The 15968-nt window shown below is 68.2% G+C and carries 13 protein-coding genes; 8 read left to right on the forward strand and 5 right to left on the reverse strand.

Annotation, left to right across the window (positions count from 1 at the left end; genetic code table 11):
* Positions 1-6 precede the first annotated feature (6 nt).
* From PFX91_RS17760 to PFX91_RS17770, 3 genes are read left to right on the forward strand one after another with little or no spacing between them, the layout of a single operon-like run.
* The gene (locus tag PFX91_RS17760; RefSeq protein ID WP_285733297.1) at positions 7-1041 is read left to right on the forward strand and encodes a sugar kinase; all 1035 of its coding nucleotides are present in this window, start codon (positions 7-9) and stop codon (positions 1039-1041) included.
* A gap of 14 nt (positions 1042-1055) precedes the next feature.
* Positions 1056-1802 (forward strand): IclR family transcriptional regulator, encoded by a 747-nt coding sequence (locus PFX91_RS17765; RefSeq protein ID WP_285733299.1) that lies wholly within the window; start codon positions 1056-1058, stop codon positions 1800-1802.
* Entirely contained in the window at positions 1799-1942 is a 144-nt protein-coding gene (locus PFX91_RS17770) for a hypothetical protein (protein WP_285733300.1), read from the forward strand. The genes PFX91_RS17765 and PFX91_RS17770 overlap by 4 nt, the downstream gene beginning before the upstream one ends.
* Before the next feature lie 356 nt (positions 1943-2298).
* Here the strand turns inward: PFX91_RS17770 and PFX91_RS17775 are convergent, their stop codons facing one another.
* A complete protein-coding gene (locus PFX91_RS17775; RefSeq protein WP_285733302.1) occupies positions 2299-2715 on the reverse strand; it encodes a hypothetical protein in 417 nt (138 codons plus the stop codon).
* Between the two features lie 86 nt (positions 2716-2801).
* On the reverse strand, positions 2802-3341 hold the full coding sequence (locus PFX91_RS17780) for a PadR family transcriptional regulator (protein ID WP_285733303.1): 540 nt from the start codon (positions 3339-3341) through the stop codon (positions 2802-2804).
* 475 nt (positions 3342-3816) lie between these two features.
* On the opposite strand from PFX91_RS17780, the gene PFX91_RS17785 reads away from it, so the two are divergent.
* Positions 3817-5193 carry an MFS transporter gene (locus PFX91_RS17785; RefSeq protein ID WP_285733305.1) on the forward strand — a complete coding sequence of 459 codons (1377 nt, stop codon included), beginning with the start codon at positions 3817-3819 and terminating at the stop codon, positions 5191-5193.
* Positions 5194-5282: 89 nt separating this feature from the next.
* Here PFX91_RS17785 and PFX91_RS17790 read toward each other — a convergent pair whose 3' ends face one another.
* Positions 5283-7070, reverse strand: a complete 1788-nt coding sequence (locus tag PFX91_RS17790; protein WP_285733307.1) for a thiamine pyrophosphate-requiring protein — start codon at positions 7068-7070, stop codon at positions 5283-5285.
* 330 nt (positions 7071-7400) lie between these two features.
* On the opposite strand from PFX91_RS17790, the gene PFX91_RS17795 reads away from it, so the two are divergent.
* On the forward strand, positions 7401-7859 hold the full coding sequence (locus tag PFX91_RS17795) for a DUF4383 domain-containing protein (RefSeq protein ID WP_285733308.1): 459 nt from the start codon (positions 7401-7403) through the stop codon (positions 7857-7859).
* Between the two features lie 59 nt (positions 7860-7918).
* Here PFX91_RS17795 and PFX91_RS17800 read toward each other — a convergent pair whose 3' ends face one another.
* The gene (locus PFX91_RS17800; RefSeq protein ID WP_285733310.1) at positions 7919-8383 is read right to left on the reverse strand and encodes a hypothetical protein; all 465 of its coding nucleotides are present in this window, start codon (positions 8381-8383) and stop codon (positions 7919-7921) included.
* Between the two features lie 11 nt (positions 8384-8394).
* Positions 8395-10053 carry a catalase gene (locus tag PFX91_RS17805; RefSeq protein ID WP_285733312.1) on the reverse strand — a complete coding sequence of 553 codons (1659 nt, stop codon included), beginning with the start codon at positions 10051-10053 and terminating at the stop codon, positions 8395-8397.
* 365 nt (positions 10054-10418) lie between these two features.
* Here PFX91_RS17805 and fdh point away from each other — a divergent pair, with 365 nt between their 5' ends.
* From fdh to nrfD, 3 genes are read left to right on the forward strand one after another with little or no spacing between them, the layout of a single operon-like run.
* Positions 10419-13673 (forward strand): formate dehydrogenase, encoded by a 3255-nt coding sequence (gene fdh, locus PFX91_RS17810; RefSeq protein ID WP_285733313.1) that lies wholly within the window; start codon positions 10419-10421, stop codon positions 13671-13673.
* Positions 13670-14560 (forward strand): 4Fe-4S dicluster domain-containing protein, encoded by an 891-nt coding sequence (locus PFX91_RS17815; RefSeq protein WP_285733316.1) that lies wholly within the window; start codon positions 13670-13672, stop codon positions 14558-14560. Before fdh ends, PFX91_RS17815 begins: the two co-directional genes overlap by 4 nt.
* On the forward strand, positions 14560-15660 hold the full coding sequence (nrfD, locus tag PFX91_RS17820; RefSeq protein WP_285733318.1) for an NrfD/PsrC family molybdoenzyme membrane anchor subunit: 1101 nt from the start codon (positions 14560-14562) through the stop codon (positions 15658-15660). The genes PFX91_RS17815 and nrfD overlap by 1 nt, the downstream gene beginning before the upstream one ends.
* Positions 15661-15968 lie beyond the last annotated feature (308 nt).

Consider the following 15968-nt stretch of genomic DNA (forward strand, 5'->3'; position numbering starts at 1 on the left):
AGGCGGGTGACCACCAACCACCGGGAGGTCGTGGTGAGCATGCCGCAGGGGACCGTGATCCAGGAGGAGGCGTCCAGGACGCGTTCCGACGCAGGCCCCGGGCGGCATGACGTCGTGTGCGTGGGCGAGACGATGGCGCTGCTGGTCTTCGAAGACCACGCTCCGGGTTCTCCTCCCCGGTTCCGTTCCGAGATCGGCGGAGCCGAGTCCAACGTCGCCGTGCATCTGGCGCGGGCGGGGCGTTCCCCCGTCTGGCTCAGCGCTCTGGGAGACGACCCCTTCGGTCACTGGATCCGCGAGAGGCTCGGTGCCGAGGGCGTGCACTGCGTCGCGCGCACCGACCGCGACCGCCCCACCGGGCTGTACATGAAGGAACCCGGCCCGCGGGGAACCCGGGTGCGCTACTGGCGCCGGGGCTCGGCCGCCTCCACCCTGAGCCGGGACGACGCCGCCCAGGTACGGCGACTGCTCCCCCGCCTCGTCCACACGTCGGGGATCACCGCGGCGCTGTCCGACTCCACCGCCGAGCTGGTCGACGAACTACTGCGGTCCCCTTCCCGGTCGATGCTGCGCAGCTTCGACGTGAACTACCGGCCCGCCCTGCACGGCGACCACAACGCCGGTCGGCTGCTGGAGCTCGCGCGCGGCGCCGACATCGTCTTCTGCGGTCTCGACGAGGGCCAGGCCCTGTGGGGGGTCCACGGACTGGAGGAGTTGGCGGCCCTGCTCCACGGCCCTGAACTGATCGTCATCAAGCAGGGCGCGGAGGGGGCCACCGCCGTTCGCGGTGGTGAGTCCTGGTTCGCACCCGCTCCACAGGTGGAGGTCGTCGAGCCGGTCGGTGCCGGAGACGCCTTCGCGGCGGGCTTTCTGGACCGGCTGCTGGACGGCGCTCCGATGTCCGCTTGTCTGGCCGAGGGTGCCCGCCTGGCGGGGACCGTGCTGGGCGTCCACGGTGACATCCCACCACGAAGGGGCCCCGTGCGGGTCGCCTGCGAGACTGGCGCCGCCCTCGCCCAGGGCCCCGCCCATGACGAGTAAGGGGAGGACCATCGGTGTCCAGCAGTGTCGAACGCGCGATGCGGATCCTTGTGGAACTGGCCGAAGGCCCCGCCACCATCAGTGAACTCGCCCGTCGTCTCGACGTACATCGCGCGACCTCACTGCGCCTGCTGCGCACCTTGGAGGAACAACGCTTCGTGCGCCGTACCGACGACGGCGGCTACCAGTTGGGGCCGCGTATGGCCACACTCGCCGCAGCCGCGTTGGAGGGCCTCGACATCCGCGGCCTGGCGTCCCGCCACCTCAGGGACCTGGGAGCCTCCTGTGGTCAGACCGTCCACCTGGGAGCGCTGGAGGGCGATCGTGTGGTGTACCTGGACAAGGTGGAGTCACGTCACGCCGTGCGCATGTACTCCCACATCGGTGCTGTGGCACCACTGCACGCCACGGGCATCGGCAAGGCGATCCTGGCCCACATGCCCGCACGGGAGCGTGAAGACCTGCTCGGTGATCTCCCGCTCCCCCGCTACACCCCCAACACCAGGACGGAGCGGGCCCTGCTCGACGAGGATCTCGACCGTGCCGCGGAGCGGGGGTGGGCCCTGGACGACTTCGAGCACGAGGAGTTCATCCACTGCGTGGCCGCACCGGTCCGGAACGCCCCGGGACGGGTGGTCGCGGCGATATCGATCTCCGCTCCGAGCATGGTCCTGGACAGGCCCGGCCTGCTCGCCCTCACCGGAGACCTCACCAGAACAGCGGACGACATCAGCGAGGAATTGGGTTGGAGCCGAAGATGAGCACTGTGCACGCCGGTACGCGCATGGAGGGTGAGGTCCCCGAGTACCTCGGTGCGGACGCCTTCGGTGTGGGTGTCGGAAGTTCCCTCTCCTCCGGCGGAGCCTTGGAGGAACTCGTGTCCGCCCCGTCCCGGGGGTGACCGGGCCGTGGACGCTTCCGTGTGAGGTGGACAGGTGGTCGGCACGATGGCACGGCCGCGCACACCACATCGGAGCGAGCGCCCGCCGTGGCCTTCCGTGCGCTTCACGCCGTCGTGTTGGGGCCGGGTCGTCGTTCTTCTCCGCCCCGTCTTCTTCCCCGTCTTCGAGGGTCATGGCGGCGGCCGGCCCGGACCGAAACGTGCGTGTGAGATCCGGGACGGGGTTTTCGTACCCGAAGCATTCCATGAGCGAGGGAGAGTGGGTTCCCGGGGTTTTTCCGGACCAGGTCCCCGTACTCAGGGAAGGGTTTTTCCAAGGTCCCTCCTGCGGGGGCAGGGCAGGGGGAGAGATCCGGTCAGGAGATCAGAAGACCTGTTCCGAGGGTGAGGACGCCGAGGGCGAGAAGTGCGGCTCCCGCCCATATCAGGAGGACGAAACGATTCGGACGGGTGGCCTCGCCGCCCATGGCGGAGAAGAAGAAACCCGCGGGGATCAGAATCGCCGAACCGGGTACGGCCAGCCGGGCGAGCCAGCCGAGAGGACCGTCGAGGGAGGCGGCGTCGGCCAGGAGGAGGGTCACCAGGCTCAGGGTGACCAGGACGCCGGCATGGGCGTGTCCCGCACGGAAGAAGGACTTCTGGAAGGGCGTGAAGGAACCGCCGCCGCTTGCCACGCGCAGGAGGAAGAAACCTCCGAACTCGATGGTGACGATGGTGATCAGGACTACTCCGGAAACGATTCTACTGAGGTCGCTCAGGGCAAGTTCCTGCATTTCCACTCCAGTGGTGTATGAATTTTTTCATGGTCGTGTCAGGCCGTTCTCGTGCCCACGACCAGGCTCTGAGGGCCGTGTGGTCCTCAATCGGGTGAGTTCTCCTCCTCTCGTTTCTCCGTTTCCTCTCTGGCCCATTCGGCCCATTCGTGGATGGCCGTGGAGATACGGAATCCGAGTTCGGCGGAGAAATAGCCGAAGCCCCGTCCCGGTTCCTCGGCGAGGGCGTTCCTCAGTTCGGCGAGCCGCTCGGCCCGTCGTCGATAGTGCTCCCTCTCCCGCTCCAGCAGTCGCAGGGCCTGCTCCGGGGTGAGGAGGGACATCAGGAAGGAACGCAGCGCGATCTCGTTGCGCACGGTCCTGTTCGGCTCCACCTCCAGCAGCCAGCGTTCGAGTGCGGCACGGCCCTCCTCCGTGGCGGTGTAGTGCTTCGCTCCCCGGGGTCGATGCTCCTCGTCGACATCGACCAGGCCGGCCTCGACCATCTTCACCAGCTCCGGATAGATCTGGGAGTGGCCGGCCTTCCACACGTGGTCGATCGATCCACTGAAGGACTTCGCCAGGGTGTACCCGCTGGCCCCTCCCTCGGAGATCAGTAGTCCGAGCAGCGCCATGCGCAGCGACACTCCACCTCACCTCTCGACTCTGACATGTCAGTTTTGACATGAAAGCTAGCACATGTCAGAGCTGACATGTGAGCATCCGCTCGTGGACCTTCGAGGCGGGGGCGAAGTCGCGGGTGGTCCGGTCACGGGTGGGCAGGGCCGTTCTTCCGTTCCCTTCGGGTTCCCCCTCGGGCGTCCCGTTCTTCGTCGAAGCTCCATCGTGACAATGTGGTCGCGAGCTGTCAGAACCCCTTGCCACAGGCTATTTCTCACCGACCGTTCGGTCAGGACATAGCGCCCGAGCTGCGAAAAAAGAGGATCAAGTGTAGAAAGTGGAGTGCATCACATGGCATGGTGTGCGGAGGCTCGGTCGACGTTCCGAGACTCCCCTCCGCCATGTGCGGGCACAGTGCGGTGGCCCCAACGACGTGGCCACCGCACCGGGCGCCTGTGAGCAGAACCCGACCTCGGTCGGCAGAGAACATACGGAGTATCCATGGCAACTTCCGACCCCACGGCCACCGGGCCGGTCGGCGCTGACGAGAAGAAGGAGCGGCGACGCGTCCTGGCGGGCACCATGGTCGGGACCACCATCGAGTGGTACGACTTCTTCATCTACGCCCAGGCCGCGGGCCTGGTGCTCGCCCCCCTTTTCCTGGCGCCTCTGTCCGAGACCAACTCGGCCCTGGCCCAGGTGCTGTCCTTCGCCACCATCGGCATCTCCTTCCTCTTCCGCCCCCTCGGTGCGATCGTCGCCGGCAGCCTCGGGGACAAGATCGGCCGAAAGAAGATGCTCGTCGCGACCCTCATCATGATGGGCGTCGCCACCTGCCTCATCGGCCTGCTGCCCACCTACGCCCAGATCGGAGTGGCGGCCCCCGTCCTCCTGATCCTCCTGCGCATCCTCCAAGGCATCTCCGCCGGTGGTGAGTGGGGAGGCGCCGCGCTGATGTCGGTCGAGCACGCGCCGGTCGACAAGCGCGGATTCTTCGGCTCCTACCCCCAGATCGGCGTCCCCTGCGGCATGATCCTGGCGACCTTCGTCGTCTGGGTGCTCACCGCGACCATCGGCCAGGACGCCTTCCTGGAGTGGGGTTGGCGCATCCCCTTCCTGCTGTCCTTCTTGCTGATCATCATCGGCCACCTCATCCGCAAGTCGGTCGAGGAGTCCCCCGTCTTCAAGCTCATGCAGCAGCGCAAGGCCAGGTCCTCCGCCCCCCTGGGACAGCTGTTCCGCAAGAACAGCCGGGAGGTCGTCCTCTCCGCGATGATCTTCATCGCCAACAACGCGGCCGGATACCTCGTCATCGCCTTCCTGGCCACCTACGCCTCCCGGCCGGTGGAGGAGTTCGGTCTGGGCATGGACCGCGGTCCCGTGCTCCTGGCGACCACGCTCGCCTCGTTCGGCTGGCTCATCTCCACCCTGTACGGCGGCATCCTCAGCGACAAGCTCGGCCGGGTGAGGACCTTCCAGCTCGGCTACGTGCTGCTGGCCGCCTGGGCCGTGCCGATGTGGTTCATGGTCGACACCGGGAACATCTACATGTACTTCCTCGGCGTCTTCGTCTTCACGCTGACGTTCGGGTTCAGCTACGGCCCCCAGTCGGCGCTGTACGCGGAGATGTTCCCCGCCGAGGTCCGCTACTCCGGTGTGTCCATCGGCTACGCCCTCGGCGCGATCTTCGGTGGTGCCTTCGCCGCCACGATCGCGGAGCTGCTGCTCACCGAGACCGGTGTCTCGTGGTCGATCGGTGTCTACATCGTGGTGGTCTCGGCGATCTCGTTCCTCGGTGTCTCCCTGGTGAAGGAGCCCATGGGCGTCGACCTGCACGTGGACGACGCCGAGCCGACCGAGCCGACCCCCGCGAAGTAGGACGCGCGCACAAGGGGCGACAGGTCGGTTCGTCGACCTGTCGCCTCGTCTCCTCGTCGACGGTACCGGCCCTCACCCGGCCGGTGCCGTCACCGTCCGCCCGGAAGGAAGTCCTGGGCCTTGGCCTTGATCCCCTGCCTGAGCACCTCCCACGCCTCGGGGTCCCCCTTGGCCAGTGCCTTGGCCACGCTCTCCATCTGCTCCAGCGTCGCGTGCGGAGGAATCGGGGGGACGGCCGGGTCGGTGACGAACTCGACCAGGCAGGGGCGGTCCGCCGCCAGGGCCCGCCGCCAGGCGTCGCGCACGTCGTCGGGATCCTCCACCCTGATCCCCAGCATCCCGATGCTCTCGGCGAACCCGGCGTAGGGGAAGTCGGGGAGCCGTTGCGAGGGAATGAACTGGGGGGCGTTCCCCATCGCCCGCAGCTCCCAGGTCACCTGGTTGAGGTCGCGGTTGTTGAGGACGGCGACGACGAGCCGTGGGTCCTCCCACTCCCGCCAGTAGTGACCGATGGTGATCAGTTCGTTGAGACCGCTCATCTGCATGGCACCGTCTCCGACGAGGGCGACCACCGGCCTGTCGGGGCGGGCGAACTTCGCCCCCGTGGCGTAGGGCGCGCCGGGGCACATCGTGGCAAGGGTCCCCGACAGGGAACCGCGCATGCCCTCCCGGAACCTCAGGTGCCGCGCGTACCAGTTGGCCACCGAACCGGAGTCGGCCGTCACGATCACGTCGTCCGGCAGCAACGGGGACAGTTCGTGGAAGACCCGTTCGGGGTTGACCGGATCGGCCTCGACGTGCGCGTGACGTTCGAGGACCCGGTTCCAGCGCTCGACGTCCCCCTCGATCTTCTCCCGCCACGACCGGTCGGTCTTGCGGTCGACCAGGGACAGCAGCATCCGTAGCGTCTCGGCGGCGTCCCCGACCAGGTTGCACTCGAACGGGTAGCGCATCCCGATCATGGTCGGGTCGATGTCGATCTGGACCGCCCTGGCCTGACCGAACTCGGGCAGGAACTGGGTGTAGGGGAAACTGGACCCCACCATGAGCAGGGTGTCGCAGTCGCGCATCATCTCGTAGGAGGGACGTGTGCCCAACAGGCCGATCGCGCCCGTCACGAAGGGCAGGTCGTCGGGCAGCACGTCCTTGCCCAGCAGGGCCTTGGCCACCCCGGCGCCGAGAGCGTCGGCCATGGCGACGACCTCGGGCGCGGCTCCCCTCGCGCCCTGACCCACGAGGACGGCGACGCGCTCGCCCTCGTTCAGGATGGCGGCGGCCTCCGCCAGGTCCTCCGGGGCGGGCGTGGACTGCGCCGAGGGCACCCCGAGACTGGAGGGCACCATCTTGAACTCGTGCTCGGGCGCCGAGTACTCCAGCTCCTGGACGTCGCCGGGGATGACGACGGCGGTGACCGTGCGTCTGCTCACGGCGGTCCGGATCGCCCGGTCCAGCACGTTGGGCAGCTGCTCCGGCACGGTGACCATCTGCAAGTAGTCGCCGGCGACGTCCTTGTAGAGGGACAGCAGGTCGACCTCCTGCTGGTAGGAACCGCCCAACGCGGTGCGGTCGGTCTGTCCGATGATCGCCACCACCGGCACGTGGTCGAGCTTGGCGTCGTAGAGACCGTTCAGCAGATGGATGGCCCCCGGCCCGGAGGTGGCCGCGCACACGCCCAGACGGCCGGAGAACTTCGCGTATCCGACGGCCTCGAAGGCCGCCAGCTCCTCGTGCCGAGCCTGTACGAAGCGGGGCTTGTTCCCCGCCCGGTCCCAAGCCGCGAGCAGACCGTTGATCCCGTCACCGGCGTAGGAGAAGACGTGCTCGACCCCCCACTCCCGCAGGCGCTTCAGCACGTGGTCGGCCACCAGTTCCGCCATGACGCTCCCTCCCGGGTCGACACCGTCGGCGGCGCCGCGTCCGCGGCCTCCGGGCCGCTCCGCGCGCGTGCGCCCCCGCGGTTCGCCCTCCTTCGGACACGGGTCGCTCCGCTGGCGCGCCTACCCCGACCTCACGTCCGCATTCACCTCGAACGTCGGGGCCGTCGCGGACGAACGCCGACCACCCCCGCCCGGGAGGCGTTCCGCGAAGGTTCCGCCGCCGAGGGACGACCCGACCGGGAGTGACTCGTGTCACTTCGGGTAGTCGTCCACCGCCTCTTCCGTGATCGCGGAGGTGGAGGAGGCGCACACGAACACGGGGAGGAAACCATGTCCGGAAGGACGCCGTCCCAAGGCGGGACCCAGATTTCTCGCGAGCCCGTCCGCATCGCCGCGCTCGTCGTCGGCATCGTCTTCCTGGTGGTGGGGGTGATGGGGTTCATCCCCGGCCTGACCACGAACTACGACCAGATGCAGTTCGCGGGCCATCACTCCGAGGCCTACCTACTCGGTCTCTTCCAGGTGTCGATCCTGCACAACCTGGTCCACCTGGTCTTCGGCGTGGCCGGGGTGGCGATGGCGCGCACCGCGGCGGCGGCCAGGCTCTTCCTCGTCGGCGGTGGCGTGATCTACCTGGTGTTGTGGCTGTACGGCCTGGTGGTCGAATACGACAGCGCGGCGAACTTCGTGCCGCTCAACGACGCCGACAACTGGCTGCACCTGGGGCTGGGGATCGGCATGCTCGCGCTCGGGTTCCTCCTGAAGCCCACCGACAGGGCGGGGCGCTAGACGGACGCGGGCCGAGCCCCGGAGGGATTCCGGGGACCCGGCCCGCGCGTCGACGCCGATCAGCGTCGATCGAGCCACTCGTAGGCGGCACTGGTGGCACAGGCGTAGACGGCGTGGTGCCACAGGTCGACCCCGACCTCCTTCACGCCCCACCGCCAGGCCGGGGGTGCCGTCCCCGTGGCGGGAAGGGCGACCTGCTCACCGCCCCACACCAGGGCCAGGTGCGCGGCCGCCGCGAGGGGACCGTGCAGTCCGGCGGCGCCGAGCAGCCCTCGGACGGCCCCCCACGAGGTTCCGTACCCCCAGTGGACCAGCGTGTTGAACCTCCGCTCCCCCGTCTCCCCGCTCGGCCGGACACCGAGCACCTTTCCCGCGGCGTCGGCGGGTGAGGAACTGTCCCCCCGACCGCGCAACTTCGCCTCGGCGGTGCTGGAGACCGTCATGGCGGCGGTGCCGACCAACCCGGCCAGCAGACCCCTGCCCACGGCGGAGGAGGCGGACGCGAGCACCGTCGCCGGTTCCATACCGGTCCTCCTCAACGCTCGACCACGTGCCGCTGGTTGGGCACGCAGTGGGTCATCGTCAGACCCGACACGTCGCGGGGACCGTTCCTGCCCAGGTTGGCCAGGCGCTGGCGGTCCTCGTCGGTGAGGTCCTGACTCTGCAACGGATCCAGGTGCGCCACGTCCTCCGGCTTGATGTTCAGTCGCTCGCCGACGCGCAGCCCGAGGTCGTCCTCGACCAGCAGGAGGTGCCAGACCATGCGCTCCTGGATGGGACGGACACACTGGGAGAGCTGTGTCGCGAAGTTGTGCACGAGGTCGTCGCGCTCCCACTGTTCCATCAGCATGTAGCGCTGCCCGGCCTGCTTGTAGTCGTTGGTGCGCACGATGCGCTTGCGGGTGAGCCGGCCCCGGATCTCCGGGCCCTGCTCGTCGTGCGTGGGGTACTGGGCCTCACGCAGGCCGCCGGTGATGGACGGCTCGTAGTTGACGTGCGGATTCTCCCCCGTGGAGTCCTGGTAGTAGGCCATCATGCCGTCGCGCTGGTTGGTGCGCACCGTGGCGTTCTTGGCCTGGTTCACCGGGAGCTGGAGGTAGTTGGGCCCCACCCGGTGACGCTGGGTGTCGCTGTAGGAGAAGGTGCGACCGACCAGCATCTTGTCGTCGGAGAAGTCCAGGCCGTCCACGAGCACACCGGTGCCGAAGGAGATCTGCTCGTTCTCGGTGAAGTTGTCCGACACGGTGCGGTCGAGCACCATCCGCCCCACCGGCTTGGGCGGGAAGTCGTTCTCCGGCCAGGTCTTGGTGTCGTCCAACGGGTCGAAGTCGAGTTCGAGGTGTTCGTCGTCGCTCATCATCTGCACGAGAAGCTCCCATTCGGGGTGGTCGCCCCGATTGATGGCTTCGTGCAGGTCCTTCGTCGCGTGGCCGGTGTCGGTCGCCTGGATGTTGGCGGCGTCGGCCTCGGTCATGCTGCGCACACCCTGCTTGGGCATCCACGTGTACTTGACCAGAACGGTCTCGCCCACGTCGTTGACCCACTTGTAGGTGTTGACGCCGAAGCCCTGCTGGTGCCGGTAGCTCGCGGGGATGCCGCGCGGGCTGAACAGGTTGACCAGCATGTGCAGGCACTCCGGTGTCTGCGACATGAAGTCGAAGATGCGGTTGGGCTCTTGGCGGAAGGTCACCGGGTCCGGCTTGAGCGAGTGGATCACGTCCGGGAACTTGATGGCGTCGCGGATGAAGAACACCGCGAGGTTGTTGCCCACCAGGTCCCAGTTGCCCTCCTCGGTGTAGAACTTGACGGCGAACCCGCGCGGGTCGCGGGCGCACTCCGAGGAGTCCCGTCCGCCGATGACGGTGGAGAAGCGTACGGCGACGTCGGTACGCTTCCCCGCGGTCTGGAAGAGCTTGGCCCGGGTGTAGCGGCTGATCGGTTCGTCACCCCACTTGCCGTAGGCCTCGAAGTAGCCGAACGCGGTCACGCCGCGCGCGTGCACCACCCGCTCGGGGATGCGCTCACGGTCGAAGTGACTGATCTTCTCCAGGAACTGGTAGTTCTCCAGCGTGGCGGGCCCCCGCTCGCCGACCGTCCGCTGGTTCTGGTTGTCGAAGACAGGGTGCCCCTGGCGGTTGGTGAGGACCTCCCGGTCGTCCCCCGGTGCCGGACCCTGACTGGATACGTCCGTCATGACTGCTCCCCCACAACGTCGTCATGTTCGCTTCCCAGACCTCCCCTGCCCACCGTCGCGCCCGGGGACTCACGGCCAGGGAAGAGCAGGGGAAGTCCTTACCAATCGGGGGACGTGCCAAGACCTCCGTCCTGGTAGGAGGGGTTGCAGGAGTGGTCCGGGTCCGTGGACGGCGGGCCATGTTTCACGTGAAACCTCGTTACCGCCGACACCATGGGATCCCCACGGATCGACCAGGGGCGGCGTGTCCCCACCCACGGGGACCGCCCCTTGGCACACGGTGGAGGACCGGTCCCATTCCTGTCCGTGGGTAGCGGGAGATCTGGAGACGTCAACGGGCCCCCGGGGCCGATGCGGAGGCGAGCATGGGCGTGCGCACGTGGATCGAGTCGTGGCCGGTGTACCGGCAGCTCACCGGTGAGGACCGGATGGGGCTCGGGGCGGCGGCGAAGTCGAGCCGGACGGAGAACCTCAGAACCCGCACGGAGGACGCCGACAGGGTCGTGCAGTCCGTCTGTCCCTACTGCGCGGTGGGTTGTTCCCAGAACGTCTACGTCAAGGACGAGAAGGTCGTCCAGATCGAAGGCGACCCGGACTCCCCCGTCAACCGCGGACGCCTGTGCCCCAAGGGGGCGGCGAGCCTCCAGCTCACCACCGGGTCCAGCCGGGAGGAAAAAGTCCTCTACCGCCGTCCCCACGGCACCGACTGGGAGGAACTCGACCTCGACACCGCCATGCGGATGGTGGCCGAGAGGGTGATCCGCACCCGCGAGGAGACGTGGGAGGACGAGTACCGCGGGCTGAAGGTGGCCCGCACCTTGGGGATCGCCAGCCTCGGTGGCGCCACCCTGGACAACGAGGAGAACTACTTCATCAAGAAGCTCCTGACCGCGCTCGGCGTCATCCAGGTGGAGAACCAGGCCCGGGTGTGCCACAGCTCGACCGTCGCGGGACTCGGGACGAGCTTCGGTCGTGGCGGGGCGACCATGTTCCTCCAGGACCTACAGAACTCCGACTGCATCGTCATCGAGGGTTCCAACTTCGCCGAGGCGCATCCCGTCGGCTTCCAGTGGGTCATGGAGGCCAAGGCGCGTGGAGCGGTGGTCATCCACGTCGACCCCCGCTTCAGCCGCACCAGTGCCCTCGCCGACCTCTACGTGCCCATCCGCGCGGGCACCGACATCGCCTTCCTCGGCGCGATCATCAACCACGTCCTGACCGAGGAGAAGTACTTCCGCGACTACGTGCTCGCCTTCACCAACGCCGCGACGATCGTCGGCGAGGAGTTCCAGGACACCGAGGACCTGGACGGCCTGTTCTCGGGGTTCTCCGAGGAGAGCAAGACCTACGACGTCACCAGCTGGAGCTACGACGGAGTGGAGGTCGCCGCCGCGTCCGGCAACCGTAACCAGCTGTACAAGACGCGCTCGGAGGCGGATGTCTCCATCAGCCATTCGGGACACCCCGAACAGCAGGGCTCGGGGGGCGCGGTGATCAGGAACGCCTCCAAGGAGGACCCGACGCTCACCGATCCACGCTGTGTGTTCCAGATCCTCAAACGCCACTACTCGCGCTACACGCCGGAGATGGTGGAGGAGGTCTGCGGCATCCCGCAGGAGACCTTCCGGCGCGTGTGCGACCACCTCACCGAGAACTCCGGCCGTGACCGCACCAGCGCCTTCTGCTACGCCGTGGGCTGGACCCAGCACACCGTCGGATCGCAGTACATCCGCGCCGCCTCCATCCTCCAGCTGTTGCTGGGCAACATCGGGCGGCCCGGGGGCGGTATCCAGGCACTGCGCGGGCACGCCAGCATCCAGGGCTCCAGCGACGTGCCGACCCTGTTCGACCTGTTGCCGGGGTACCTGCCCATGCCGCACGCCCACAAGGACCAGTCCCTGGCGGGCTACATCCGGGCCAACGGGCACCCGCACAAGGGCTTCTGGTCCAACATGGACTCCTACATGATCAGCCTGCTCAAGGCGTGGTGGGGCGAGAACGCGACCGCCGAGAACGACTACTGCTTCGACTACCTCCCCCGGCTCACCGGCTCCCACAGCCACTACGACACCGTCATGGCCCAGATCGCCGGGGACTGCAAGGGCTACTTCCTCATGGGCGAGAACCCGGCGGTGGGGTCGGCCAACAGCAGGGCCCAGCGCATGGGCATGGCCGAACTCGACTGGTTGGTCGTACGCGACTTCTCGCTGATCGAGAGCGCCACCTGGTGGAAGGACGGTCCGGAGATCGAGTCCGGGGAGAAGAGGACCGAGGACATCGCCACCGAGGTGTTCTTCTTCCCCGCCGCCGCGCACACCGAGAAGTCGGGCACCTTCACCAACACCAACCGGACACTCCAGTGGCACGACCGTGCCGTGCTCCCCAAGGGGGACCAGCGCAGCGATCTGTGGTTCATGTACCACCTGGGACGGATCATCCGTGAGATGCTCGCCGACTCCGACGACCCGAAGGATCGCGCGATCCTCGACCTGACCTGGGACTACCCGTTGGAGGAGGACGGTGAGCCCGACGCCGCCGCCGTCCTGCGCGAGATCAACGGCCACGACTCCGAGGGCCGTCCGCTCAGTGTCTACACCGAACTGCGCGACGACGGATCGACCTCGTGCGGCTGCTGGATCTACTGCGGCGTCTTCAAGGACGGGGTGAACCAGGCGGCACGCAAGAAGCCCCACACCGAACAGGACTGGATCGCCGCCGAATGGGCCTGGTCGTGGCCGGACAACCGGCGCATCCTCTACAACCGAGCCTCCGCCGACGAGAACGGGGAACCGTGGAGCGCCCGGAAGAGCCTCGTGTGGTGGGACGCGGAGCAGGGCAGCTGGGTCGGGCACGACACGCCCGACTTCGAGAACCGCAAGGCACCCGACTACCGTCCGCCCGAGGACGCGCAGGGCGTGGCCGCGCTGAGCGGACGGGACGCCTTCATCATGCAGGCCGACGGCAAGGGGTGGCTGTACGCGCCGGCCGGGCTCAACGACGGACCGATGCCCACGCACTACGAGCCCCAGGACACACCGTTCGCCAACCCCCTGTACGGACACCAGCGCAACCCGACGCGACTGACCTATCCGCACGAGTACAACCTGTACCACCCCGACCCCGGCACACCGGAGGCCGAGGTCTACCCGTACGTGGTGACCACCTACCGGCTCACCGAGCACTTCACCGCGGGGGGCATGAGCAGGTGGACGCCCTACCTGTCGGAGTTGCAACCCGAGTTCTTCTGTGAGATCGGGCCCGAACTGGCCGAGGAACGGGGACTCGAACACGGCGGCTGGGCCACCATCGTGAGCGCGCGCAACGCCATCGAGGCCAGGGTCATGGTCACCGACCGGATGGTCCCGCTGAGGGTACAGGGGAAGGTGATCCACCAGATCGGTCTGCCCTACCACTGGGGGCCCAACGGGTACTCCACCGGTGACGCGGCCAACGAGCTGATGTCCATCTCCCTGGATCCCAACGTGCACATCCAGGAGGTCAAGGCGATCACGGCCGACATCCGACCGGGTCGTCGGCCCAGGGGACCCGAGCGCCTCGCCCTGGTGAGGGAGTACCACGCGAGGGCCGGAATCACGGAACAGACGGGACTGGAGGTGTGAGGGTGTCCGTGGACAGCAGTGGAAACGGCAGGCCCGAGCGGGTCGGTTTCTTCACCGACACGAGTGTGTGCATCGGTTGTAAGGCCTGCGAGGTCGCCTGCAAGGAATGGAACATGGTCCCCGAGGACGGTATGGACTTCACGTCCATGTCGTTCGACAACACCGGGCGGTTGAGCGCCGACACCTGGCGTCACGTCGCCTTCGTCGAGCAGCGCGAACCCCTGGGCTTCCAGGACCCGGGCGTGGGCCGACCCGGGCCGGTCGACCTGGGCATGCCGGCCTTCGAACTGCCCGGAGCCTCCACGGGGGCCGAGGAACGCGGTGACTTCCGCTGGCTGATGTCCTCGGACGTGTGCAAGCACTGCACCAGTGCCGCCTGTCTGGACGTGTGCCCGACCGGCGCGCTGTTCCGGACGGAGTTCGACACCGTGGTGGTACAGGAGGACATCTGCAACGGTTGTGGGTACTGCGTGCCGGCGTGCCCCTACGGGGTCATCGACCGGCGTGAGGGGGACGGCCGGGCCTGGAAGTGCACCCTGTGCTACGACCGGCTCGGGGAAGGGCTGGAACCGGCCTGCGCCAAGGCCTGCCCCACGGAATCGATCCAGTTCGGCAACCTGGACGAACTGCGTGAGCGAGCCGAGAAGCGCGTGGAGGACCTTCGGGAGGCGGGGGTGTCCTCCGCCCGCCTGTACGGCGAGGACCCGGCCAACGGGGTGGACGGCGCGGGCGCCTTCTTCCTGCTGTTGGACGAGCCGGAGGTCTACGGACTTCCGCCGGACCCGGTGGTGACCACCCGGGACCTGCCGTCGATGTGGAGGCACGCCGGTGTCGCGGCCGCCTCACTGCTGGTCGGAGCGGTCGCGATGTTCGCGGGGAGGCGCTGATGAACAGGTCGGAAGTGACCAAGGAGGATGTCCGCGGTCGGACCCCCGGCCGGGACGCGATCACCGGGGCCGCGGACGTGGTCGGAGCGGAGCAACGTCGGCAGAGGGGGGAGGGCCGCAGACGAAAGGGACGCGGAGAGCCCACGCGCGTACCCGACGCCGAGTTCCGGTCCTACTACGGCAAGCCGATCCTCAACCAGATCGTGTGGGAGGCCCCGGACATCGGCGGGTACCTCTTCCTGGGGGGCCTGGCCGGCGCCTCGTCGGTACTCGCCGCGGGCGCCGAACTGACCGGCCGCCCCGCCCTGGCCCGACCGCTGAAATACGCCGCCCTGGGCGCGATCACCGGTTCCACGGCCGCGCTCATCCATGACCTGGGACGGCCCGAGCGCTTCCTCAACATGCTGCGCGTGTTCAAGCCGACCTCGCCGATGAGCGTAGGATCGTGGATCCTCCTCACCTACGGCCCCCTCGCGGGGGTCTCCGCGGTGACCTCCGCCACCGGATGGTTCCCCCGGATCGGCCGCGCGGCCACGCTCGGCGCCGGGGTGGTGGGTCCGCTCGTCGCCACCTACACCGCGCCCCTGGTCTGCGACACCGCCGTGCCCTCCTGGCACGACGGCTACCGGTACATGCCGTTCGTCTTCGCCTCCTCGGCGGCAGCGGCGGCGGGGGGAATGGGACTGATCACCGCTCCCCTGGACCAGAGCGGGCCCGCGCGCCGTGCCGCCGTGGGCGGGGCCCTGGTGGAGAGCGTGACCTCCAGCACCATGGAGTACCGCATGGGACTGTCCGGGGAGCCCTACCGGCGGGGGCGGGCGGGCGCCTTCATGCGCGCCGCCAAGGCGCTCACCCTGGCCGGGGCCGCCGGAGCCGTGATCGGCCGACACAGCCGCCTGGCCTCCGCGGTGAGCGGTGCCGCCCTGGTCGCCGGGTCGGCCTGCACCCGGCTCGGGGTCTTCTACGCCGGGACGCAGTCCGTCGAGGACCCCAAGTACACGGTGATCCCCCAGCGCCGACGGCTGGAGGAGGGGAAGGCCGCAAGAGGAGAGGGGGAGGGCGGTGTCAGCGTCCCCCAGGCCAGGGACTCCCAGGACTGACATGGTGAAGCGTCCCGACACGGCATGACGCCGACCGGACGTCGAGACGGACCGAGGGCCCGGTTCCCGCGAGAGGGAGCCGGGCCCTCGGCGTACGGGCGATACCTCCGTACGCCGAGGGGCGTCGCGGATCCCGTTCACGCAGCCGGGAAGGTGTTCCAGGCCACTTGTCCACGAAGGCCAGTGTTATGTGTCACACCAGTGGACGTTCTGCCTGAAGAACCCCCGCGTTTATCGACGTTTTCTTTATTTTTCTCCCGATGTGGCGAACATATGGCAGGAAACACCACCATATGTCTGTACACATC

Origin of the sequence: Nocardiopsis sp. ATB16-24, assembly GCF_030271535.1 — a bacterium.
In the GTDB taxonomy this organism is placed as follows: domain Bacteria; phylum Actinomycetota; class Actinomycetes; order Streptosporangiales; family Streptosporangiaceae; genus Nocardiopsis.